Origin of the sequence: Flavobacterium sp. SORGH_AS_0622, assembly GCF_030818825.1 — a bacterium.
Taxonomy (GTDB): domain Bacteria; phylum Bacteroidota; class Bacteroidia; order Flavobacteriales; family Flavobacteriaceae; genus Flavobacterium.
On sequence record NZ_JAUTAX010000001.1, the window covers coordinates 1170281 to 1193584 of the forward strand.

Sequence of the window (23304 nt, forward strand, 5' to 3'; positions counted from 1 at the left end):
AATTATTGTTGCTTTTGAGCGGGTGAGAACCGCTCAGAAATTTTCTGAAATAGTTGTGAAATTGGAGTTGTAATCGCATCAAAATTAATTAATCCGTTGTCGTTTGTTGCTCTATAAGTCAAAAGAACTGCTAACGGCAATAAAAATAAATGACGACATCCATGATCCCATAAAAGGAGTCATACCGCCCTCTTGTGATAATCTTTTTCCGAAAGTATTGATAAAGTGAAAAGTAATAAAGATTAAAACGGCAAAAACAATTGGAAGCCCAAGTCCGCCTTTTCTAATAATAGCACCGAGGGGAGCTCCAATAAAAAACATTAAAAAACAGGCAAAGGCAATAACAAACTTTTCGTAAAAAGCACTTAAATGTTTGTTGATTTCACGTTGTTTGTCCTTTAAATCTTTTTGAGTAGTTTCTATCGAATAAATATTACTTGTAACAGTGCTTGCAGCCATTTTTAAAATGTCTACTTGGTCTTTGTTAGAATACATTGACATAAGATTGTTAGGAAGTTGTTTTTTCTTAAAATCTTTTTTTACTGCTACTGGAGGAGCTTTTCTAATTCCGACACGCTGATTAATATTCTCAGAAAAAGAAATAATTTCGTTATCTAAGTTTTTGTTTAATGAATCTAATGTATATCGTAATTCATTAACATTCAACATTGCATTTGTACCAGCAATACTTTCTTTGCTGTCATCCACTTTGTTTAATTCTGATAAATCAATGTTGATGATCTGTTTTTTGAACTTTCCTTTTATAAAAGGAAGTTTTGCGCGATCCTCATATTTCTTTGGAGTGACATCCTGGTAATAATAACCATCATTCAAAATCAGTTTTAAAATGCTAGATTGCTCGCTGCTTACCAGTTCGCCTGTTTTAGATTTTATAACTGTTTTGTTTTCGCCCATATTATTAGGCTTTTCATGAATGGTTACTCCTGTAAGATGATTTCCGTTTTCGCCTGTTTTTTTATTAACTTTAATATTATAGAAGCCAACATCGTTAAACTGACCCTCAGCAATCGCCATTGCAGGTTTAGCTTGTGCTATATTTTTTCTAAAGTTGACAAATTTATATTCAGCGTAAGGAATAACATTGTTAGCAAACCAAAATGCAACAATACTTAAAACGAAAATAAAAATAATTAAGACTCGCATCGCTCTCTGCAGCGAAATCCCAGATGATTTCATTGCAGCAAACTCATAATTTTCGGCTAAGTTTCCGAAAGTCATAATAGAGGCCAATAAAACTGATAAGGGTAAAACCAGAGGTATAATACGCGGCATAGAAAAAAGCAGGAATTTCACAACCAATATTAAGTCGAGATCTTTACCTGCTAGTTCTGATATAAATAGCCATACTGTTTGAAGTATGAATATGAAAAATAAGATTACAAATACCGTAGTAAATGTAAGTAAGAATGTTTTTAATAAGTATTTGTCTAGAATTTTCAACCTTCTGATTAATCTAATTTATTGATGTAGTATTTCGGATATTTACTCGCTACAAAGGTAAATTGATTTTTTGATAAAGGCTGATTGGTTTTAAAAGAATTAACGGTTAAAGTTGTTTTTGTTCCGTTTTTTCCAGTTTCAATCAAATTATAGATGTGTTTTGTCTGAACATCAATACCTAAAAGAATTTCTTTTCTTTGGTCTTTTCCAGTAGTTGGTACTAGTTTAATGTATTGAATTTTTCTTCCTTTTACGTTTTGTACAATATCCATATTGTATTTATAGCCAGAATTAAAGAAAGTAAGCATTTTTGAAGGAGTGATAGCATTATCATCTTTCTCGTTCACTTTAGAAACTGTAACTTCTTCGTCTTCAGGAACAATAGTGTATGTTTTTTGTCCGTCAAAAATTTTAGTAACCCCCATGAAATTTAATACATATTGGTTGCCTTTCATGGTAACATTTCCTTTACTGTCTTGATTGATATTTTCTTTGGCATTGTTCAAAGAGTATTTAAAATCAATAACAATATTATTGTAGCTTTTTATTTTAGAAGTTACTTCGTTCAATAAATCTTTAGCTTTTTTATCTTGAGCCTGAACAGAAGTGAAGCTCAAAAGCAATATAACTGCCATTTGAAAACATCTTTTGGTCATGTTTGTGATAGAATTGTTGTTGATTTCTTGAATTTTTGCTTTCATGATTGGATTAATTTTGTTCATTGTTAAAAAATTGATCAAGAGCATTTAAATCTAAGATGTTTACACTGCGTGCTTTACTGCCTTCGAACGGACCAACGATTCCTGCTGCTTCCAGTTGATCGATCAAACGACCGGCTCTGTTGTATCCTAATTTTAATTTTCGCTGCAATAAAGAAGCAGAACCCTGCTGTGCATTGACAATAATCTCTGCCGCTTCTCTAAATAAAGTATCTCTTTCAGAAATATCTATATCAAGATTAATGCCACTTTCTTCTCCAACAAACTCAGGAAGCAAATAAGCTGTAGCATATGCTTTCTGGCCTCCAATAAAATCTGTAATTTTTTCAACTTCTGGAGTATCTATAAAGGCACATTGTACACGTACTACATCATTTCCATTGGTATATAATAAATCTCCACGTCCAATTAACTGATCGGCTCCTTGGGTATCAAGAATTGTTCGCGAGTCAATTTTAGAAGTTACCCTAAAAGCAATTCTCGCTGGGAAATTGGCTTTAATTAAACCTGTAATAACGTTTACAGATGGTCTTTGTGTTGCAATAATTAAGTGAATTCCAATCGCACGGGCTAATTGTGCTAAACGGGCAATAGGAATTTCGACTTCTTTTCCTGCTGTCATAATCAAATCGGCGAACTCATCGACAACCAGAACGATGTAAGGTAAAAATCGGTGGCCAGCCTCTGGATTCAATTTTCTGGATTTGAATTTTTCGTTGTATTCTTTAATATTACGAACCATCGCATCTTTTAGTAAAGAGTAACGATTGTCCATTTCCACACAAAGTGAATTTAAAGTATTTACAACTTTTGCATTATCTGTAATGATAGCATCTTCTGTGTCTGGAAGTTTGGCTAGATAATGTCTTTCTATTTTATTGAAAAGAGTAAGCTCTACTTTTTTCGGATCGACCAAAACAAATTTTACTTCTGCTGGATGTTTTTTGTATAATAATGAAGTTAAAAACCGCATTTAATCCAACAGATTTCCCTTGTCCAGTTGCTCCGGCCATCAATAAGTGGGGCATTTTGGCTAAATCGACAACAAAAGTTTCATTCGAAATGGTTTTTCCTAAAGCAATTGGCAGTTCCATTTCAGCTTCTTGGAACTTAGCAGCTCCAATAACACTTTTCATAGAAACCATAGTTGGATTCTTGTTTGGAACCTCAATACCAATCGTTCCTTTTCCTGGAATTGGCGCAATAATACGAATTCCTAATGCAGATAAGGACAAGGCAATATCATCTTCTAAACTCTTAATTTTAGAAATTCTAATTCCTGCTTCGGGTACAATTTCGTATAAAGTTACCGATGGTCCAACGGTTGCTTTAATCTGCGCAATTTCAATTTTGTAGTTACGAAGTGTATCTACAATTTTGTTTTTATTTTCTTCTAATTCCTCTTGATTAATTGTAATTCCGCCAGTCGAATATTCTTTTAATAAATCGATGGTTGGGAATTTGTAATTGGATAAATCCAAAGTTGGGTCAAATAATCCAAAATCGGCAACTAGGCGAGAAGCTAAGTTTTCTTCAATAATATCTTCTTCTTCCGCTTTTTCAATTACAAACGCTTCATCGGGAGAAACTAAAGGTAATTCTTGTTTTGGAGTAATTGGTTTTAAAATCGGATTCAATTCAATTTCAGAAGAATGAGAAATAGTTGGTTTTAATGCTTCTTTATTGATTTCAAATTGAGAATCGACAGTTTTGATATGAATATCATCTAAATCAGGATCTTTTTCTGGTTCTTCAACGGCAAATTCTTCTAAATTATAAGCGCTTTCTGGCTGTTGAACAGCAGGTTTTAAAGCATCTAATTCTGATTTGAATTCTTTTTTAGTAGAATCAAAATACGATTGAATTTTTTCTGGAGATAATTTGATTTTGAAAATCAAATATACAATTAACCCAAAAAGGAGTGTAAGCAAAGTACCAGTTTTCCCGATATAATCTTGCAGGAATAAATTTAGTTCGTAACCAATTGTACCGCCTAATTCTGGTGCAGAAGTAGCAAAGAAACCAAATAAAATAGAAACAACTATGATAGCAAAAATATCCCAAAACCAAGTATTTTTTAGTTTTTGGGTAGAAAGTTCTAATGCTAAAAACATTCCAGTAAGGAAAAATAAACGTACAAGAATGAAAGAGGCGATTCCGAAACCTTTGTAAATAATCAAATCTGCTAAAAAAGCTCCAAATTTTCCGAGCCAGTTCTCAGCAACTTCTGTACGGTCGCCAAGCTGGTCTACAACACTTTGATCATTCTGCCATTGTCCATTAACATAAAAAGAAATAAATGCCACTAATAGTGCAATAGAAAAAAGAACCAAAAGACATCCTAAAACAAATTTTTGTTGTTTAGATATCTTAAAAGATCTTTTATTTCCTTCCTGTTTGTCGTTTTTTTTATCTACAGTTTCTTTTTTGCTAGTTTTTGCCATTCTTGCGTTTCCCTTTGCCTAAATAAATTTTGGAATATAAATAATCAAGCCTATTGCTATTGCAGTCATTGCAGCAAAAAATACTGCCCCTGCAGCAATATCTTTGATAAAACCGATCCTTTTACTGTAATCGGGATGAATAAAATCGGCAATTTTTTCAACTGCCGTATTTAATCCTTCAACACTTAAAACCAAACCAATTGCCATTGTTTGACAAAGCCATTCGGTTTGTGAAATATGAAAATAGAACCCCGCAATGGTCATAATAATTCCCAATGAGAATTGAACCATAACGCTGTGTTCTGTTTTAATCAATTTTACAGCTCCTTTAAAAGCATAAGTTACGCTCTTTAATCGACCTGTAACAAAAGTATTATCTTTTTGAAACTCCATTTAAGGGAAAATATTATAGTGCTGCTAAAGCTGCTTCGTAATTAGGTTCGTTTGCAATTTCAGCAACTTGTTCTGTGTGAACGATTTTTCCATCAGCATCAACAACAATAATTGCTCTTGAATGTAAACCAGCTAAAGGTCCGTCAACGATTTCTAAACCATTTGCTTTTCCAAAATCACCAGTTTTAAAATCAGATAAGTTTACAACATTTTCTAAACCTTCAGCACCACAAAAACGTTTTTGAGCGAAAGGTAAATCTCTAGAAATACATAAAACAGTAGTGTTCTCTAATCCGCTTGCACTTTCGTTGAATTTTCTAACAGATGCAGCACAAGTTCCTGTGTCAACACTTGGAAAAATGTTTAAAACTAATTTTTTACCAGCGAAGTTACTTAATGAAGCAACAGATAAGTCATTTTGAACTAATTTGAAGTCAGCTAATTGTGATCCAACTGTTGGTAACTCGCCTGATGTATGAACTGGATTTCCTCCTAATGTGATAGATGCCATGATTTTTGTTTAAAATTAATGAGGCTCAAAAGTAAGGATTAATATTTGAATCTAAAAGTATTTGTTAGGGGTTTAAGGAGAGATTAAGGAGGTGAATTTTTATCTTGCTTTTCGCATAGATTGAACGCCGATGACACGGATTTGCTTACGCAAAAACGCGGATCTAAACGGATTTTTTTCTTTTTACTATTAAGTAGGAAACAACAAAATTCGTTTAGATCCGTGACTTTACGAAGTGAATCCGTGTCATCCGCGTGCCATTTGACACAACCAAAAAAAAAGCGTCTCTAAAATAGAAACGCTTTCTCAGTCATGTTTTTTTTTGTTTTTTGAGATATAGAGGCCGATTTATTTATCGATAGAACCTAAAACACGTTTCATGAACGTATTTAGAGCTTCTTTTTTATCTGTTCCTTGAGCAACCAATTTTTGTACTTCAAGGGCACCGTACATATTCGAAATCAATTCGCCGATTACATCCAATTCTTCGTCTTTAAGAGAAGGAATTTCAGTCATCGCTTCCAAAACTTCGATCGTTTCGATAATATAATCTTGATCGTTTTCTTCGATAAATTGCGTTAAATGCTTTATTACGGGTAATTTCATAATTTTAGACTTCTTAGATTTTTAGACATTCTTAGACTCCTTAGACTTTTTTAAAGTTTGTAGACAACTTCTAAGAAGTCTAAAAATCTAAGCCAGTCTAACTAATCTAAATTTAAGCAATTGCGTTAACTAAATCGATTAAAACTTCTTGTTTGTTGGTTTGAGTTTCGCCAACTAATTGTCCGTTTACGAAAGTTGCAAATGTAGGCAGGTTGCTCACATTAGCTAATTTTCTTGATTCTGGAGAGTTTTCTGCATCAACCAAAACAAAAGTGATAGCTTCATTTTCTGTTGCTAATTTTTTGAATTTTGGTTTCATAATACGGCAATTTCCACACCATGAAGCTGAATATTGTACTACTACTTTTTCGTTTTTAGCAACTAAATCTGCTAACGTATCTTCGTTTAAGTCGATTAACATAGTTTTTTATTTTAAGACACTAAGTTGCTAAGGTTCTAAGAGGCTAAGTTTGCTCTCGAACCGAATAACTTTGTGTGGATTTATTTGATTTTTTTTAAGTCGTTGAGATTCTAAGATCTAAGTTTAATCTTAGAATCTCTTGACTTTTATTGTAGAATTGTATTTAAGATTCAAAAGTTAAGTTAAAAAACTTAGCATCTTAGAACCTTAGTATCTTAGCAGCTTAATTAGCGCTTAAGTATTCAGCAGTACTAACTCTGTCTGCAGACATAGCTTCTTTACCAGCTTCCCAGTTTGCAGGACAAACTTCACCTTTAGTTTGAATGTGTGTGTAAGCGTCAACCATTCTTAAGTATTCGTTTACGTTACGTCCTAATGGCATATCGTTTACACTTTCGTGGAAGATTTTTCCAGTTTCGTCAATAAGGTAAGTAGCTCTGTAAGTTACGTTTGAACCTTCGATGATAACTGAATCAGTATCTTCGCTGTAGCTTGTAGATTCGATATCAAGAATACCTAAAATGTTAGCTAAATTACGGTTTGTATCAGCTAAAATTGGGTAAGTAACACCTTCGATTCCACCATTGTTTTTTGGAGTATTTAACCAAGCAAAGTGAACTTCGTTTGTGTCACAAGAAGCACCAATTACGATAGTATTTCTTTGCTCAAATTCTGGTAATGCAGCTTGAAAGGCGTGTAATTCAGTTGGACATACAAAAGTAAAATCTTTTGGGTACCAAAATAAAAGTACTTTTTTATTGTTGTTTACTGCTTCTTCAAAAATGTTGATTTTTAAATTGTCACCCATTTCTGAGATAGCATCTACTGCAATACTTGGGAATTTTTTTCCTACTAAAGACATATTTTTCGTTTTACGTTAAAAATTTATTTCTGGTGCAAAAGTAGGGCATAAGTACAGGTACTTACAATAAGATGTGATTATTAATATTTATAAGTTGATAGTATTTGATTATCAATAGCTGTAAGTTATTGGATATCAATATTTACAGGAAGAGTCCCATTGCAAGGAATATTTTCTAAAAATTGATTTCCTGCTGTTTTTTGAAATTCGTTAAAATCCTGATACGCCTGAATCAGCCCTGAAGCCTTTTTTAGATTCGGAATTATGGGCAAAACGTAGGGATTTCCGAAAACATAAACGATACATTTTTTGGTTTGAAGCAAATCTGAAAGCAGCGCTAAAACTTCATCGTCAATTTCAAAATTGTTCATAGGTTTTGCCTTTGGAACAAATAATGAAATAATAATCGTCTCGAAATTTTTCAGTTCATTTTTGATTGATGAAATATCAGAAACTTCTAAATTTTCAAAAGCAAATTGTGGTGAAGGCAGCTTTGAATTTAATGTTTTGAAAAAGGTATTTTCAGTATTTTTATATAAACTTAGTTTTGCTAATTGATTGTTTTTAAGTGCGTCAAATGCTAATTCTGTATTTGAATTATCTATAATTTTTGTAATTGAGTTTGCTGCAATTTCAAGATTTAATTTTGATGCACTTTCGAAATTTAACTCACCAGCAGTAAAATTGTTTTCAGAAAGAATTCCTGCCTTTTCTTTTGCTTTCATGATTCGGTTGAAGCTTTCTTCGATTCTTTCTGGCGAAGCATTTTTTAAGATTTCTTCAATTCCTTCTGGAACATTTTCGGCGAAGCATAAAACATCATTTCCAGCGTTAAAAGCTTCCCATTCTAAATGTCCTTTTGTTTCATATAATTTTGAAACGCTGTGCATGTTTAGAGCATCAGAAATTACCAAACCATCATAGCCTAATTTATCACGCAAAAGATCTTGAATAACAGCTTTTGATAATGTTGCGGAAGTATCTTTTCCGTCATTTAAACTCGGAACCGCCAAATGACCAATCATAATCGAATCAACATTATTTTCAATTCCCTTAATGAATGGATACAATTCGTTTTCTAATAATTCTTCCAAGGTTTCTTTTAAAACCGGAAGTCCTAAATGCGAATCAACATTGGTGTTTCCGTGTCCAGGAAAATGTTTAAGGCAACCTAGAACGCCAACTTCTGACATTCCCTTTAAATATTCAACTGCAAAATTGGCTACTTTTTCTTTGTTTTCACCAAAAGAACGATAACCAATAACAGGATTATTTGGATTATTATTGATGTCTGCCAAAGGCGATAAATTATATTGAATTCCAGCAGCTTTTAAATCTAAACCAATTTGTTTTCCAACTTCGTAAACTAAATTTGATTTACTTTCAGGCAATGCACCAAGCGTAATGGCATACGGATATTGTGGTGTTTTTTCAATTCGCATTGCCAATCCCCATTCTGCATCAATACTGATTAAAAGTGGGGTAGAAGCAGCTTTTTGATAACGAACAATTAAGGCTTTAATTTTTTCGTAGCTGTCATCGTTAAATACAACTTTCTTTTTGCTTTCATAATTGGTTGCAGCGCTCGCACGACTGTGAAAAAAGGTTAATCCGCCAATATTGTGTTCTTTAATAAGGCGTTCGGTTTCCTGAATGTTTTCTTCTGTGTCGTTGATAAAAACAGCAGGAAAAAAGAATTGTCCCACTTTTTGTCGTAATGCTTGAGCTGTCATTTTCATTATTATAAAGTCTTTTTCATACAGACGCTGTTATCCATCTTTTCATAAGGAGGATAATTTGGAATTATGCTGTAATTTAATTTTTGATATAAGTTAATGGCTTCCGGCTGATTTTTGCCAGTTTCGAGAATGGTATAAGTGTAACCAACTTCTTTTGCCCAGATTTCTAATGCTGCCAAAACAGCAGATGCAATTCCTTTTTTTCTGTGATCAGGACGAACGTACATTCTTTTGATTTCTGTTGTTCCTGGTTCTTTTTCTCGAAAAGCCCCACAGCCAACAGGAATTCCGTTTTCGTAATAAACAATCGTATGTTTTATTTTATCGGTTTTATTAAACTGATTGTAAAACGCATGATCTTCTCCGTCTCTAATCGCTAAATCCTGATCTAATAAAACAACCAGATTTATAAAATCAATATCGTCTGAGTTTGTTCGTTTTAAGGTAATCATGATTTTGTGTAAAAAAGTAATTTTATTTCAATTTTGCTTTCTTTTGTTTAGCCAATTGTTTTTGGGTTTCAAGAGCTTTTTCCAATCTATTTTTAAAACGGAAAAGCTTTGGCAGTCCTTCAAGTCGGTCTTCAATGGTAATTTCTTCGTAAACGATAATGGCTTTTTCTAAAACTCGAATTTCATTTTCCAGATCATTTTGGTTCTTGTAGATTGTTGCTAATCGATCGTACGGGTGATTTCCTTTAAAACCTTCTGCAGCATTTTGTTCATACAACTCAATTGCTTTGTCAAGATCTCCGGTTTTTTCGAACTCAGCTCCTTTCAGATTGCGTTCGGCCTGCAAATTTTCATTGATTTCCATATATAAAAGTTTGATTTGGGATTAAACTTCTTTTGTTTTCTTCCCAAAATCTTTCGGGAAAATTAAAAAACGTGATAAAATAAGACCTGGAATTGTGGCAATGAAAACCCAAATAAAGAAGTTTTGATAGCCTAAATATTGTTGTATAAAACCGCTTAACATTCCTGGAAGCATCATTCCTAATGCCATAAAACCAGTTGCAATTGCATAGTGTGCGGTTTTTGATTCTCCTTCGGCAACATTAATCAAAAACATCATGAAAGCTGTAAATCCGAAACCGTAACCAAATTGCTCTACAATAACAACGGCATAAATATAGTAAATAGATGATGGGTGAAAAAATGCTAATAAAATAAATCCAATTATTGGTAAATGCATTGCTAAAAACATGGGAAGCATCCATTTCGTAAGACCTTGTTTTGAGATTGCGATTCCTCCCAGAATTCCTCCTAAAGTCAAAGCGCCGACGCCAAAGGTTCCGTAAATTATTCCAACAGCTTCAGTATCCAATCCCATTCCGCCTAATTCTTTACCGTCCAATAAAAATGGGCTTAACATCTTTAGTAATTGTGATTCTCCTAATCTGAAAACCAAAATAAAAGCCAAGATCAATCCGATTTGTTTTTTCTTGAAGAAGCTGGTAAATACAGTTGCAAAGTTTTGATGGTTATGAGTTTCCTTATTTTGAGTTGTATTAATTTCGTTTTTTGGAGTAAAGATGAAATTATAAACAGTTATAAATGTCATTAGTAAACCAACTGCAATCATAGTATAGGACCAAGCTTTTGTATTGTCGCCGTATTTGTGCTCCAAATATCCAGCAAATAATACAACCAAACCATTTCCTGCTAGCATAGAAAGTCTGTAAAAAGTACTTCTGATTCCGATAAAAAACGATTGTTTGTCTTCTGGTAAAACTAATAGATAAAAGCCGTCGCTCGCAATATCGTTTGAGGCAGAAGCAAAAGCAGCTACCCAAAATATAGACAATGACATTATGAAAAAACCGTTAAGCGGAATTATAAATCCGACCAGCAAAAATGCGATTGAAATTAAAAACTGCATTGCTAAAAACCATTTTCTTTTGGTTCCAACTAATTCAATTAGTGGACTCCAAAGTGGTTTTATTACCCAAGGAAGATATAATAAACTGGTGTAAACTCCAATGTCTTCATTTGAAATTCCCAGATTTTTGTACATAATTACCGAAACCGAAATAATTATGGCGTACGGTAATCCAGAAGCAAAATTAAGAAGCGGAATCCAAAACCACGGTTTATTATCTATTTTCATTTGGCTGAGCTGGTATATAGTTTTTAAATGGTTTTTTTAGATCTATTGCTGTTGGTGTACTTTCGTTAGCGTAATAATCAATAAAAGTGACTGCACATGCTTTGAAAAGATTTAGTTTTCCCGCAGCAATTGAGAAAGTAATTGTTCCTTCAACTTCTTTTACGGTTACTTTTTCGATAATTTTTGTGGCATCATTAATATCGATTTTCGAAACATGTTCGCCTCCATAAACTACCATGTAACGGACTTTGGTATTCAGCGGACTTTTGAAGGTAAAAGTATAACGAATACTGTCTTTGTTGTATTCAATTGCTCTTGGTGTGTCAATAATTACATGTCGTAAATTAGGAACAGCAGCAGGAAGCGCTGGATATTTATATTGATTTTCTTCTAAATGACGAACGACATCAAAATTCTTATTGATGAACCATTTTGAACTAAAATAGGCACTTCCCGAAACATTTTTGAAACTTCTCGCAAAGTCAATCTGCGTTGGAATTTCGTTCATAAAATTCCAGTTTTTGTCGCCGTCAGCCCTAATTTTGTATGAGGCATGTCCGATGTATACGGCAGTGTTATTAGAATTTTCTGCCCACCATTTTACTAATTTTGAATAAGATGCTCTCGGATTATTCATACTCCAATACAATTGAGGCAGGATGTAGTCGATCCATTTTTGATCCATCCACAAAAGCGGATCAGCGTATAAATCGTCGTAATTTGATGTTGATTGTGTCTCAGAGCCTCTAGGATCCTGCGATTTATTTCGCCAAACTCCAAACGGACTAATTCCGAATTGAACCCAAGGTTTGCTGGCTTTTATAGTAGTTGAAATGGTATGTACAAAGTTGCTCACATTTGCGCGGCGCCAATCGGCAAGGCTTAAACCTGCACCGTATTTTTTATAAGAAGCCGTGTCGTTAAAAACTTTTCCAGGAACGGCATACGGATAAAAATAATCATCAAAATGAATCGCGTCAATATCATATTTATCAACAACTTCTTTTACCACTTTAGTCAAATGTTCTTGAACTTCAGGCAAAGCAGGATCATAGTAATATTTCCCGCCATATTCGATCATCCATTCTGGGTGTTTAAAAACATCATGTACTGGACTTAAAAGATTTTTATTTAAATCGAAAGTGGCACGGTATGGATTTAACCAAGCGTGAAATTCAAATCCTCTGGCGTGCGCCTGCTCAATCATCCACGCCAATGCATCGTAATAAGGGTTTGGAGCAAGACCTTCTTTTCCTGTTAAAAAACGAGACCACGGCGCCAGTTCTGAAGGATAAATGGCATCACCAACACTTCTAACCTGAACAATTACAGCATTGTAGTTCAGTTTTTTGTAAGCCTCTAAAATTTCAAGATAATCAGCTTTTTCTTTTTCTACGTTATCTATACTTGTTTTTGGCCAATCGATATTTACAACGGTTGCGATCCATACACCTCTAAATTCATTTTTTGGGTGCATTGTGTTTTCCTGCGCTTGAGAAATCGTCGAAAAGAAAAATATAGATAGGATAGAGAATATTAAATACTGATTTTTATGCATTTCAATGTTTTTTAACAGAAACCAAAAATAGTTTTTTTAGGTGATATAAGAAATTTAAATTTTGCAATAATAATTACGGTTTTTCTTTAGAAATTAGACTTTAAAAATAATCTTCTTTTTATAAAAATACCACAATACGCAACTCCATAATAAGATGTAAATTATAGAATACGTTAAGGACGAAAGCATTTGATTCTCAAACAGCGGACTAATCCAAAAATTATAAGCATAATCTCTAACGTTTATTTGTTCGGAAATATTTTCTGGGTCTTGAATTTTAATCATCGTTAAGGCACGCGGTAAAATTCCGGAAACAAAAAACACAATCATCGGATTCACGCCCCAAGTCAGTAAAAAAGTCGTCCATTTTTTATAACCGCGAACATCTATTATGTAATAAATTAGTGAAAGCAATAATAAGGCCAAACCTGCAGTGAATAAAACATAAGAACTTGTCCAGATAGATTTGTTTATAGGAAAAGCCAATGACCACAGCAAGCCGAGAAGAATTAATGCCAAGCTAATTCCAGCCATAATTTTATTGACTTTTATTTTCGGCATAGGCTGAATTAAAAGCTGACCGACTAACAACCCAATTAAACCGTTTCCAATTACTGGCAAAGTGCTCAATAAACCTTCTGGATCCCAAGTTTTGGTTTCGATGTACATATGGTTTTCGAGTAAAACGCTGTCTAACCAAGAAGCTAAATTTGTTCCAACTTCTAAATTCGGATATCCAATACCCGGAACTGGAACAAGTGTCATTAAAGCCCAATAACCCAATAAAATGGAGACACTTAAAATTGCCTGGGTTTTTATACTGGTTTTTAAATAAATAAAAGAAACAAAAAAGTACACAATACCAATTCGCTGTAAAACACCGAGTAATCTAATTTTGGCAAAATTTTCATGTCCACTGTAGGCCAGACCTATCAAAATCACAAAAATGATAACTGCAAGAATATTTTTTGTTTTAGGATTGAAATCGCCAATTAATGCATAACCAACTAAAAAAGTGAAAAATAAACGAATGCATAAAAGTGTAATTCCAGGCTGTAATCCCATGAAATGAATCGAATAGAAATAGCTTAAAAATAGTCCTAAACAAAAAATGCGTAAAGATCGCGTGATTACTTTAGTGATATTTTCAGCATTGTCTTTTTTAACTGGCATAGCCAAAGGAACTGCGATCCCCACAATAAAAATGAAAAACGGAAATACTAAATCTGCAAGGGTACAGCCATTCCATTTTGCGTGGTCTAAAATCGGGTAAACGTAACTCCAGCTTCCGGGATTGTTCACTAAAGTCATTAATAAAACAGTCAGTCCTCTTAAAACATCAACTGAAATTATGCGGTCTTTCATTGTTTGTGGTTTTGTGGTTAGATTTGGTTGTTAGTATTTTTAATTGGGCATTGAAATTTTCCCCATAGTTACTGATGGAATTTTTAAAGAATTAAATTTGAAATCTCCACCCGCAACCGTTTCGTTGGCTAAAATGGCAAACAAAATTGCTTCTTTTGCATCGCTGTTAATTCCTAAGTCATTGCTTTTGAAGAATGAACAGGGCAGTAGTTCTTTTAACCACTGCACCAATAAAGGATTATTCGCACCGCCGCCTGACATATAAATTTTAAAATCCTCAATTTTATAAGAACTATTTTTGACAGCAAATTGAATCGCTTCGGCAATAGTTTCGGCGCTAAATCTCGTTAAGGTTGCTAATAAATCTTCAATTGAAATAGTTGTATTCCCGCTTTTTTCTAGACTATTATTGACATATTCGTACCCAAAAAGTTCCTGACCAATTGTTTTTGGGAAATCTTTTTTGAAGAAATCATTATCTTTTAAATGCTCCAAAAGCGATTGGTTTACAATTCCTTTTTTGGCTGTCTCCGCATCTTTATCATAACTTTTTTCTGGAAAATGACGCTTTACAAAAAGATCAATTAAAGTATTTCCTGGTCCTGTATCGGTTACAAAAGTGTCTTCTGTAGTTATGGCAGCTGGTAAATAAGTGAAATTGGCAATACCGCCGATATTGAGCATAATTCGGTTTTCGCCTTCTTTTCCAAATAAAAAATAATCGCCATAAACAGACAACGGAGCGCCTTCCCCTCCTGCAGCAACGTGTTTCTGCCTAAAATCAGATAATGTTATAATGCCTGTTTTTACGGCAATATGATCGCCGTCGCCAATTTGCAAAGTAGCATTAGGAAATTTTTCCTGCTGATGCAAAAATTTAGGAGCATGTAAAACGGTTTGGCCGTGCGAAGCAATTAAATCAACTTCATCCGATGAAATATTCCATTTCTTTAAACTAGTATTAATCATTTTTGCATGAAGAATTCCGATCCATTCGTTGAGTAAAACCAAATGCTGAAAATCAATATTTTTTTGAGCAAAAACTTTACGAATTTCTGTTTTGATTTCGTCTGAGTAATCAACCGTTTCAAATTCAATCAGTTTAACTTCTGTTTTAACACCAGATCCCGAAATTTCACACAAGGCAATATCAAGTCCGTCGAGAGAAGTTCCCGACATCAGCCCAATAATTCGTCTCGTTTCTTTTTCGGCAATTTGATAAAGTGCTTTAATATTTTTGTTCATAAAAGTTCAATTAAAATGCTAAAGTTAAAGACTTGTGAGCATTATTCTAACACATAGAAGCATAGATTTAGGACCCGCAAAAAGGCGTTTCACTTGTTTTAAACAAACATAGCAGAATATAAAAGCTATGTTTCTATGTGTTTAATAGAATCTAAGTTATTTTAGTATAGATTCATAAATTATTTTCTGAATATCTTCTCTAATTTTTTCTTTGGCTAATTTATTTCCTTCTTCGCCAATTTCTGGATAAGTTCTGTTTGATAAAAAAACATAAACCGTTTCATTTTCAGGATCAACCCAAGCCATATTTCCTGTAAAACCCGTGTGTCCAAAACTTGACGCAGAAGCGCATTGACAAGTCGGGCCGTCTTTTCCTAATCTTTTGTCGAAACCTAAACCTCTTTCCACGCCTTGAGCACAGTAAAAGCAAGTATTAAAAGTGTCAAATGTTGATTCAGAAAAATAACGTTCGCCGCCGTAACTTCCTTTTTGGAGAAAAAGCTGCATCATTTTAGCAACGTCCATTGCATTCGAAAAAACACCTGCGTGACCAGCAACACCGCCTTCCATTGCGGCCGCCATATCATGCACATAACCCTGAATAAGCTGATGTCTGAAATACGTATCGATTTCGGTTGGAGCAATTTCATTTTTATCAAATCGCAGCAGCGGATTGTATGTAGTGTAATTCATTCCGATAGAATTGAAAAAGTTCTTTTGGCTTAAATCTTCCAATTTTTGATGCGTCACTCTTTCTAGATATTCTTTTAAAATGATAAAAGTAAAATCGCTGTATTTGTATTCTTTTTTAAGCGAAATAGGAGAGTCGGCTATAAATTTCATGATCGTGTCGTGGTAATCATTTCGAATAAAAAGACTGTCGGCTACTTTGGTCGTGAAATTTTTCTCTGGAATTTTTCTGTAATATTTCTCCAAAGGATAACTTTTTGCATCAATTGTCGATTTGTAAAACGGACTCCAAGCAATAAGTCCCGCATAATGATTTAAAAGATCTTTAAACGAAATATCTTTTTTGTTAGATTTCGCAAACAACGGCAGCATTGTACCTAGTTTTGTTTCTAAAGTAACTTTGTTTTTATCATACAACTGCATCACATTTGGCAGTGTCGAAATCATTTTTGAAATCGAAGCAACATCGTACAAATCGGTATTTGAAACTTTTACCTCATTATTATATGTATGATATCCGTATGATTTCTGAAAAACAACATTTCCTTTTCTGGCCACCAAAACCTGCATTCCCGGTGCCATTTTGCCGTCAATTGCTTTTTGGGCAATGGCATCAATTTTAGAAAGAATAGCAGAACTCATTCCGAGATTTTCTGGTGTATCAAAACCTAAACGATCTATTTTTTCCGTATTAATTCCAGCATTAACTTTGAAATTTTCGTTGATAGAAACTGGCAGTTTTCCCTTTGCCTCTTTTGCTCCAAACAAAATTTCGGCAGAAATAATCTGAGAAATGTTTGAATTTTGATACGAAACAACCAATCCTTCCATTCCATCAAAATTCTGGATTGGAATTAAGGTGTACGGTTTTGCAAAAATGTCCAGAATCACTTTATTGTTTTCTGCGATTTTATTTAGAAAAAACAACTCGTTTGAACTGAAATCTTGTTTTTCCCAAGCTTTATTCACTTTGTGATAACTCACAATTACCAAATCGTATTTTTTTAATTCTTCGTTTAAAGCATCAATATCGGTATTGGAAACCTCTGTAATATTGGTATACTTTTTTAAAGTCGTAATAAAATCACTGTTTACATCTTCTCCCAATTTTACGTAAGCGATTTTTTGTTCCAGATCCTTAATGGGAAGAATGTCTTTTTCATTTTTTAAAACCGTAACGGCATTTTCATACAAGGTATATTGAAGCGCGTCTTTGTCAGGGCTGTTCAAATCTTTTTGTAAATTATTCAAATCAATTGGTTTGTATTTATTTAAACCAGCTTTGAATTTATAATGCAGTATTTTTTTAACCGAATGTGCCAAACGCTCCTCTGTTATTTTTCCTTCAGTAAAAAAAGTTTTTAATTTTTCTAAAGCCGCGGGAACATCATCGGGACAAAGGAAAATATCATTTCCAGCTTCTAAAACGGCCAATTCCAGATCGCCTACACCTTTAAAATTACTCGCGCCTTTCATGCCTAAACCATCCGTAAAAATCAGACCTTCAAAGCCTAATTGTTTGTTGAAGCAGGTCTGTAACCACATTATAAGAAGCAGAGGAAGGAATATTTTCTTTCGGTTCTAAACTTGGAATATTAAGATGCGCGACCATAACCGAAGCTAGACCTTCATCAAAAAGCTGTTTGTACGGATACAATTCGACTTCATCCATATGTTCTTTGGTAAAAGAAACAGTTGGAAGTGCTTTATGAGAATCGACAGCTGTATCGCCGTGACCCGGAAAATGTTTTCCCGTGCACAAAACACCTTGACTTTGAATGCCTTTCATTAATGCAGTCGCGCGGTTGGCAACGTTTGTTTTGCTTTCGCCGAAAGAACGATTTCCGATAATAGGGTTCAGCGGATTGGTATTGATGTCTAAAACGGGAGCAAAATTGAAATGAATTCCCATTCTTTTGCATTCGATTCCCATATTTCGGCCGACTTTTTCGATTAAATCCAAATCCTGAATGGCGCCCAAAGTCATGTTCCAAGGATAAGCGTAAGTCGAATCCAAACGCATGCTTAATCCCCATTCGGCATCAAGTCCTATGAATAAAGGAATTTTAGCTTTCGCCTGATATTCGTTAGTCAATTTCGCTTGACGAACCGGTCCGCCTTGAAAGAAAATAAGACCGCCGACTTTATAATTAGCAACTAAATCTTTTATTTTATTTACGTGAACAGAATCTTTATTGGAATAAGCCGAAACAAAAAACAACTGCCCTAATTTTTCGTCCAAAGTCATTTTGCTGTAAATGCTGTCTGTCCAGTGATTTTCGGCATCAGAATCTTGAAGGAAATGTTTTTTCTCGGCTTGAGTTTTGGGTATGTAAACTTCTTTATTTTCAATAGAAACTGGCTTATTTGTTTCAACCGCAGCTTTACTTTTTTTAGAAACACCGCAATTGATGATAAAAAAAAGCATTATTGTAAACAAGCCTATTTTGATAATAGCATTTTTCATGAAATAGTTTTTGGGCAATTAAAAAGAGATTCTTTCTGAGGTGCGTTTACTGGTAAAATAAATTCCGATATAAGTGAATAAGCCGTTGATTATGATTAATTCATTATCAAATGTATAACCGAATAATTGAGCCGAATTTTCGCTTAAAAAATATGTCAGTATCGGCGAAATAATACAGATTATCGGGATCAATTTGTCGTTTACTAATCTTGATTTTTGTAATAATCCAAAAGCATATAATCCTAATAACGGGCCGTAAGTGTAAGATGCGGCTCGGAAAATCAAAGCCACAACAGAGGCATCGTTAAAGGAATTCAGCACAATAATTACGAGAAAAAGTAATATGGAAAATCCGAAATGTACCCAATGTCTTGTTTTTACATTTTTGTTATTTCCTAAATTTTCAGATTTATCCATTCCGAGAAAGTCCACACAAAAAGAAGTTGTAAGTGCCGTTAACGCAGAATCGGTTGTAGCAAAAGTCGCGGCGATAATTCCTAACAGGAAAACAAACGCTGGAATAATTGACAAATGATTTAAAGCAATTTCTGGAAAAAGTAAATCGGTTCTTGGTTTTCCTGTTGCTAAATCTAGCGGAATCGCAACGCCATTTTTATCGGCATAGATATAAAGTAAAGCGCCTAAACTCAAAAATATAATATTGATTAAAACGAAAATTCCTGTAAAAGTGAACATGTTTTTTTGCGCTTCGCCGATGTTTTTACAGCTCAGGTTTTTTTGCATTAAATCCTGATCTAGTCCAACCATTGCAATCGTAACAAACATTCCTCCTAAAATTTGTTTTACGAAGTGATATTTGCTCGTAAAGAAATCATCAAAGAAAAAAATCTTTGAATAATTGCTTTTTTGAATGGTTGAAACAGACTCAAGAACAGTCAGGTTAAGACTGTCACAAACAAAATAAATGGTTATAAACACGGAACTAACTAAAAAAAACGTCTGTAAGGTATCTGTAATAATAATGGTTTTTAAACCGCTTCTAAACGTATATAAAAATATAAGTGCCAGCGCTAAAAGCACAGTAACCGGAAACGGAATATTAAAATCATTAAAAACATAACGCTGTAAAACAATAACAACCAAATACAATCTAAAAGCGGAACTAATGGTTCTGCTGACTAAAAATATAGAAGCTGCAGTTTTGTAACTTCGAACTCCCATTCTTTGCTCGATATAACTGTAAATCGAAGTCAGATTCATTCTGTAATAGAGCGGTAGGAGGACTTTTGCAATAATGATAAATCCTATCGCGTTTCCTAAAACAAATTGAAAATATTTGAATTGTTCTCCGTTTGGTGAACCAACTTCTCCGGGTACAGAAATAAATGTTACGCCTGAAAGCGCTGTTCCAATCATACCAAAAGCAACTAAATACCATTTAGAATTTTTATTTGCTTTGAAAAAAGAATCGTTGTCCTGTCCTTTCTTGCTGATTATGTTTGAAATAAAAAGCAAAAGACCAAAGTAAACAAAGATGAAAATGAGAATGGTGGTAGAAGACATTTGGTTTTGGATTTAGAAATTATATTATTTTTTGCTGTTATGATCCAGCAGCACAGCGCGTACACTTTTATGTTTATGCAGTAATTCTTCGGCTAAATCGTATTCAATTTCCAGTTCTTCCATAATCATTTTGATGCCTCGTTTAACCAGTTTTTCATTCGATAATTGCATGTCAACCATTTTGTTGCCTTTTACTTTTCCAAGCTTAATCATAACCGAAGTTGAGATCATATTCAGCGTCAGTTTTTGTGCCGTTCCGGCTTTCATTCTGGTACTTCCAGTTAAAAATTCAGGTCCTACAATTAATTCAATTGGATGATCTGCTTCCTGCGCTATAAGTCCATTACTAATGCAGGAAATACTTCCAGTTTTAATGTTATGTTCTTTAGCTTTTTTCAAAGCGCCCAAAACATAAGGCGTATTTCCAGAAGCCGCAATTCCGATAATAAAATCCAGACTTGAAATCTCAAATTTAGCTAAATCTTTCCATGCTTGTTCCGTATCATCTTCGGCATTTTCTACCGCTTTTCTAATCGCAGTGTCGCCGCCTGCGATAATTCCGATAATCATATCGTGCGGAACACCAAATGTTGGCGGACATTCCGATGCATCTAAAATTCCGATACGACCAGAAGTTCCAGCACCGATATAAAATAATCGTCCGCCAAGCTGCATTTTTTTTACGATTGCTTTAACCAGTTTTTCAATTTTAGGAATTTGTCCTTCAATGATATGCGGTACTTTTTTGTCTTCTGTATTAATGTTCGTCAAAAGTTCTTTCACGCTCATTTGATCCAAATCTTTGTATAAAGATTCTTGTTCAGTTTCAGGATTTTTATTTTTCATTTTTCTTTTTTTTTGATTTTGAAGCCCTTCTTTTTTCTAATTTCAAGCTTCAATATTTTGCATTAGTAGTCTCTATTTTATTAAAAAATAGTTTGATTTGGGGGAAATTTAGGGATGTAAAAATGGTTTTTAATAAAGCAGATATGCTTTTCTCATCGTTTTAAAATCTTCTAAACCTTTTTTCCAGCTGTCCCGAATATCCTTTTCAGAAACTCCAGCTTCGATTTGTTGCTGCAGTTTTTTTGTGCCGGCCAATTTGGTAAAAAACGGAATAAAAAATTTCGATTTATCAGTGGTGTTTTGATATGCTTTTAAAAGCCATTTTAATTCTAGTTGATTCACTTTTGGTGCTTTAGAAAGATCTTCGCCATAACATTCTTTTCCGTTATAAACTGGATCTTTGGCTCCAAAATTTGGTTTTGGCGTAAATTTAAAATTGGTTTTGGTTAAATAAGGAGAACCATAAATCTGGAATTGCTTTTCTGTTCCGCGTCCGAGGCTCACATTTGTTCCTTCAAACAAACATAAACTGGCATATAAATTTATTGCCTGATCGTTTGGAAGATTTGGTGAAGGCTTTACAGGTAGACTGTACGGCATGTCTCTTTTGTAATTGGTACACGAAATTACAGTTAGTTTACATTGTATGCCGTTTTTAAGCCATTTTTCACCATTAATCATTTGGCCGTATTCGCCAATTGTCATTCCGTGTAAAATTGGAATTGCGTGCATACCCACAAAACTGGTAAATTCTTTTTCCAAAATAGGTCCGTCAACAATGCTTCCGTTTGGGTTTGGACGATCTAAAATAATTAACGGAATATTGTTTTCTGCACAGGCTTCCATTACATAATGAAGTGAAGAAATGTAGGTGTAAAATCTAGCTCCAACATCTTGTAAGTCAAAAACTAAAACATCAATTGCAGCTAATTGTTCTTTTTTTGGTTTTCTGTTTTCTCCATAAAGTGAAACAATCGAAAGTCCAGTTTTGGCATCTTTTCCATCAATAACATGCTCGCCTGCATCGGCAGTTCCTCTAAAGCCGTGTTCTGGTGCAAAAATGGTTTTAATGTTGATTTTTTTCTCTAATAAAAAATCAACCAAATGTTTTTTATTGGATAAAATTCCAGTTTGATTGGTGACAATCCCAACTTTTTTGTCTTTTAGTAAAGGAATATATTTCTCGAAATTATCAGCTCCTGTTTTAATTTCATTACTGCTATCATTGATTTTATTTTCAATTATTTCGGTTGATGAATTGGCATTCGATGCATTTGAAATGATTAAAAATAAAATAAAAGTGATTTTTTTAAAGGATTGAAACATAAGACAAAAGTTTAAATTACAATTAAAATTACGTTTAATAAAGGACAAAAAACTAAATTGGGTAATTAAATCGAACCACTTTAATCAGAAAGTGGTTCGATTTTTTAGCTTATTTATTTGTTATAAAAGTAACAGACGGAGCGTTTGATGTCGCCGTTGGCAGTCCACCGATAATTCCTCTGCAATAAATCGTGTAAACTCTACCTGCTCTAGGAATAAAAGCGGTACTTGCCGGTGAATTCGCAAGATTGGCAATTGTTGTTCCAGTTGTTGTTCCTGGAACATTTGTTGGTGAACCAGCCACACGAACCTGCAATTGATATCCTCTTGTATCTTTTGGATCTTGAGGCTCAATCGGGATGTATTTTTCGTCACCGCCTTTAAAAGTCACATTTCTATAAGTGTAAACTTCTTTTGTAGTCACAGGTGTTGCGCCAGAGATTGAAGTTTCTTTTAGTAATCCTAAATCATAACCTGCTGGAGCAGAATTGCTGATGACATTTATAAAACGAATGTAAGCCTTAGTTGGGTCTAAATCTGCTACCGATAAATCGTCATTTAACTGATAAAGAGAATATACTGGAGGCGTAACAGAAGGCGGAGTTGACAGCAGGAAACTAGTATAATATTTTCCTGTTTCGGTAACAATATTTCCGTCATAAATAGTAACTGCTGGAGTTGCAGGAGTTACAATACTCAAAGGCTGTGTTCCAGGTTTCATCAAAACATAATTGATTGGAACTGGATACTGCGCACCATAACTCATGCCAATTGGAACTCCAGTTGAAACACCGACAGCAGAGATTTTTTCTGCTCCTGTAAAGTAATTGATTTGAAAATTAGTTCCGTTTGGACCTACAGCCGCATGAACAAATTTTACGTTAGAAGCATTTGCTATTCCATCCTTAGTTTGATAAGGAGTTTGATCGTTCTCGTCACCGCAGGATGTAAACGCAAGTACTCCAAAAACGGGAATGATTAACTTTTTAAAATGGTTAAATATATTTTTCATCTGATT

At 34.0% G+C, this 23304-nt stretch carries 17 protein-coding genes and 3 pseudogenes; all 20 read right to left on the reverse strand.

The features are described 5' to 3' along the window. Positions 1-2 precede the first annotated feature (2 nt). Positions 3-1461, reverse strand: a pseudogene (locus QE431_RS05060) (LptF/LptG family permease). An 8-nt stretch (positions 1462-1469) separates the two neighbouring features. Further along, positions 1470-2162: an outer membrane lipoprotein carrier protein LolA gene (locus QE431_RS05065; protein ID WP_082586858.1), complete on the reverse strand. Its 693-nt coding sequence runs from the start codon at positions 2160-2162 to the stop codon at positions 1470-1472. Positions 2163-2169: 7 nt separating this feature from the next. Further along, a pseudogene (locus tag QE431_RS05070) lies at positions 2170-4624 on the reverse strand (DNA translocase FtsK 4TM domain-containing protein). A gap of 18 nt (positions 4625-4642) precedes the next feature. After that, positions 4643-5017: a diacylglycerol kinase gene (locus QE431_RS05075; protein ID WP_095955157.1), complete on the reverse strand. Its 375-nt coding sequence runs from the start codon at positions 5015-5017 to the stop codon at positions 4643-4645. A gap of 13 nt (positions 5018-5030) precedes the next feature. Then, positions 5031-5528, reverse strand: coding sequence for a thiol peroxidase (gene tpx, locus QE431_RS05080; RefSeq protein WP_307293292.1), 498 nt, complete (start codon positions 5526-5528; stop codon positions 5031-5033). A 348-nt stretch (positions 5529-5876) separates the two neighbouring features. Then, positions 5877-6134, reverse strand: a complete 258-nt coding sequence (locus tag QE431_RS05085) for a hypothetical protein (RefSeq protein WP_008462029.1) — start codon at positions 6132-6134, stop codon at positions 5877-5879. Positions 6135-6246: 112 nt separating this feature from the next. Then, positions 6247-6555, reverse strand: a complete 309-nt coding sequence (locus QE431_RS05090; RefSeq protein WP_007805605.1) for a co-chaperone YbbN — start codon at positions 6553-6555, stop codon at positions 6247-6249. Between the two features lie 223 nt (positions 6556-6778). Further along, the gene (locus QE431_RS05095) at positions 6779-7417 is read right to left on the reverse strand and encodes a peroxiredoxin (RefSeq protein WP_057119327.1); all 639 of its coding nucleotides are present in this window, start codon (positions 7415-7417) and stop codon (positions 6779-6781) included. Positions 7418-7542: 125 nt separating this feature from the next. Further along, positions 7543-9156 carry a glycoside hydrolase family 3 protein gene (locus QE431_RS05100; RefSeq protein ID WP_307293389.1) on the reverse strand — a complete coding sequence of 538 codons (1614 nt, stop codon included), beginning with the start codon at positions 9154-9156 and terminating at the stop codon, positions 7543-7545. 2 nt (positions 9157-9158) lie between these two features. Further along, complete coding sequence (locus QE431_RS05105) at positions 9159-9608, reverse strand: GNAT family N-acetyltransferase (protein WP_057119322.1); 450 nt, start codon at positions 9606-9608, stop codon at positions 9159-9161. A gap of 22 nt (positions 9609-9630) precedes the next feature. Beyond that, positions 9631-9972, reverse strand: coding sequence for a hypothetical protein (locus tag QE431_RS05110; RefSeq protein ID WP_134140541.1), 342 nt, complete (start codon positions 9970-9972; stop codon positions 9631-9633). Positions 9973-9993: 21 nt separating this feature from the next. Further along, complete coding sequence (locus QE431_RS05115) at positions 9994-11265, reverse strand: MFS transporter (protein ID WP_307293394.1); 1272 nt, start codon at positions 11263-11265, stop codon at positions 9994-9996. Then, complete coding sequence (locus tag QE431_RS05120; RefSeq protein ID WP_307293396.1) at positions 11252-12823, reverse strand: glycoside hydrolase family 10 protein; 1572 nt, start codon at positions 12821-12823, stop codon at positions 11252-11254. Before QE431_RS05120 ends, QE431_RS05115 begins: the two co-directional genes overlap by 14 nt. 93 nt (positions 12824-12916) lie before the next feature. Beyond that, positions 12917-14188 (reverse strand): acyltransferase family protein, encoded by a 1272-nt coding sequence (locus QE431_RS05125; protein WP_307293399.1) that lies wholly within the window; start codon positions 14186-14188, stop codon positions 12917-12919. Positions 14189-14227: 39 nt separating this feature from the next. Continuing rightward, on the reverse strand, positions 14228-15433 hold the full coding sequence (locus QE431_RS05130) for an anhydro-N-acetylmuramic acid kinase (protein ID WP_307293402.1): 1206 nt from the start codon (positions 15431-15433) through the stop codon (positions 14228-14230). A 156-nt stretch (positions 15434-15589) separates the two neighbouring features. Beyond that, positions 15590-18590 (reverse strand): annotated as a pseudogene (locus tag QE431_RS05135) (glycoside hydrolase family 3 N-terminal domain-containing protein). Between the two features lie 18 nt (positions 18591-18608). Then, positions 18609-20114, reverse strand: a complete 1506-nt coding sequence (locus QE431_RS05145) for a sodium:solute symporter (protein ID WP_307293412.1) — start codon at positions 20112-20114, stop codon at positions 18609-18611. 24 nt (positions 20115-20138) lie between these two features. Beyond that, on the reverse strand, positions 20139-20960 hold the full coding sequence (gene murQ / locus QE431_RS05150) for an N-acetylmuramic acid 6-phosphate etherase (RefSeq protein WP_057119877.1): 822 nt from the start codon (positions 20958-20960) through the stop codon (positions 20139-20141). Between the two features lie 129 nt (positions 20961-21089). Beyond that, the gene (locus QE431_RS05155; RefSeq protein ID WP_307293415.1) at positions 21090-22286 is read right to left on the reverse strand and encodes a DUF1343 domain-containing protein; all 1197 of its coding nucleotides are present in this window, start codon (positions 22284-22286) and stop codon (positions 21090-21092) included. Between the two features lie 109 nt (positions 22287-22395). Next, positions 22396-23298: a DUF4397 domain-containing protein gene (locus tag QE431_RS05160; RefSeq protein ID WP_057119307.1), complete on the reverse strand. Its 903-nt coding sequence runs from the start codon at positions 23296-23298 to the stop codon at positions 22396-22398. Positions 23299-23304: the final 6 nt, after the last annotated feature.

Coding starts and splice junctions, on each gene's coding strand:
- QE431_RS05065 (WP_082586858.1), bottom strand. CDS start 2,162: ATGAAAGCAAAAATTCAAGAAATCAACAACAATTCTATCACAAACATG.
- QE431_RS05075 (WP_095955157.1), bottom strand. CDS start 5,017: ATGGAGTTTCAAAAAGATAATACTTTTGTTACAGGTCGATTAAAGAGC.
- tpx (WP_307293292.1), bottom strand. CDS start 5,528: ATGGCATCTATCACATTAGGAGGAAATCCAGTTCATACATCAGGCGAG.
- QE431_RS05085 (WP_008462029.1), bottom strand. CDS start 6,134: ATGAAATTACCCGTAATAAAGCATTTAACGCAATTTATCGAAGAAAAC.
- QE431_RS05090 (WP_007805605.1), bottom strand. CDS start 6,555: ATGTTAATCGACTTAAACGAAGATACGTTAGCAGATTTAGTTGCTAAA.
- QE431_RS05095 (WP_057119327.1), bottom strand. CDS start 7,417: ATGTCTTTAGTAGGAAAAAAATTCCCAAGTATTGCAGTAGATGCTATC.
- QE431_RS05100 (WP_307293389.1), bottom strand. CDS start 9,156: ATGAAAATGACAGCTCAAGCATTACGACAAAAAGTGGGACAATTCTTT.
- QE431_RS05105 (WP_057119322.1), bottom strand. CDS start 9,608: ATGATTACCTTAAAACGAACAAACTCAGACGATATTGATTTTATAAAT.
- QE431_RS05110 (WP_134140541.1), bottom strand. CDS start 9,972: ATGGAAATCAATGAAAATTTGCAGGCCGAACGCAATCTGAAAGGAGCT.
- QE431_RS05115 (WP_307293394.1), bottom strand. CDS start 11,265: ATGAAAATAGATAATAAACCGTGGTTTTGGATTCCGCTTCTTAATTTT.
- QE431_RS05120 (WP_307293396.1), bottom strand. CDS start 12,823: ATGCATAAAAATCAGTATTTAATATTCTCTATCCTATCTATATTTTTC.
- QE431_RS05125 (WP_307293399.1), bottom strand. CDS start 14,188: ATGAAAGACCGCATAATTTCAGTTGATGTTTTAAGAGGACTGACTGTT.
- QE431_RS05130 (WP_307293402.1), bottom strand. CDS start 15,433: ATGAACAAAAATATTAAAGCACTTTATCAAATTGCCGAAAAAGAAACG.
- QE431_RS05145 (WP_307293412.1), bottom strand. CDS start 20,114: ATGTCTTCTACCACCATTCTCATTTTCATCTTTGTTTACTTTGGTCTT.
- murQ (WP_057119877.1), bottom strand. CDS start 20,960: ATGAAAAATAAAAATCCTGAAACTGAACAAGAATCTTTATACAAAGAT.
- QE431_RS05155 (WP_307293415.1), bottom strand. CDS start 22,286: ATGTTTCAATCCTTTAAAAAAATCACTTTTATTTTATTTTTAATCATT.
- QE431_RS05160 (WP_057119307.1), bottom strand. CDS start 23,298: ATGAAAAATATATTTAACCATTTTAAAAAGTTAATCATTCCCGTTTTT.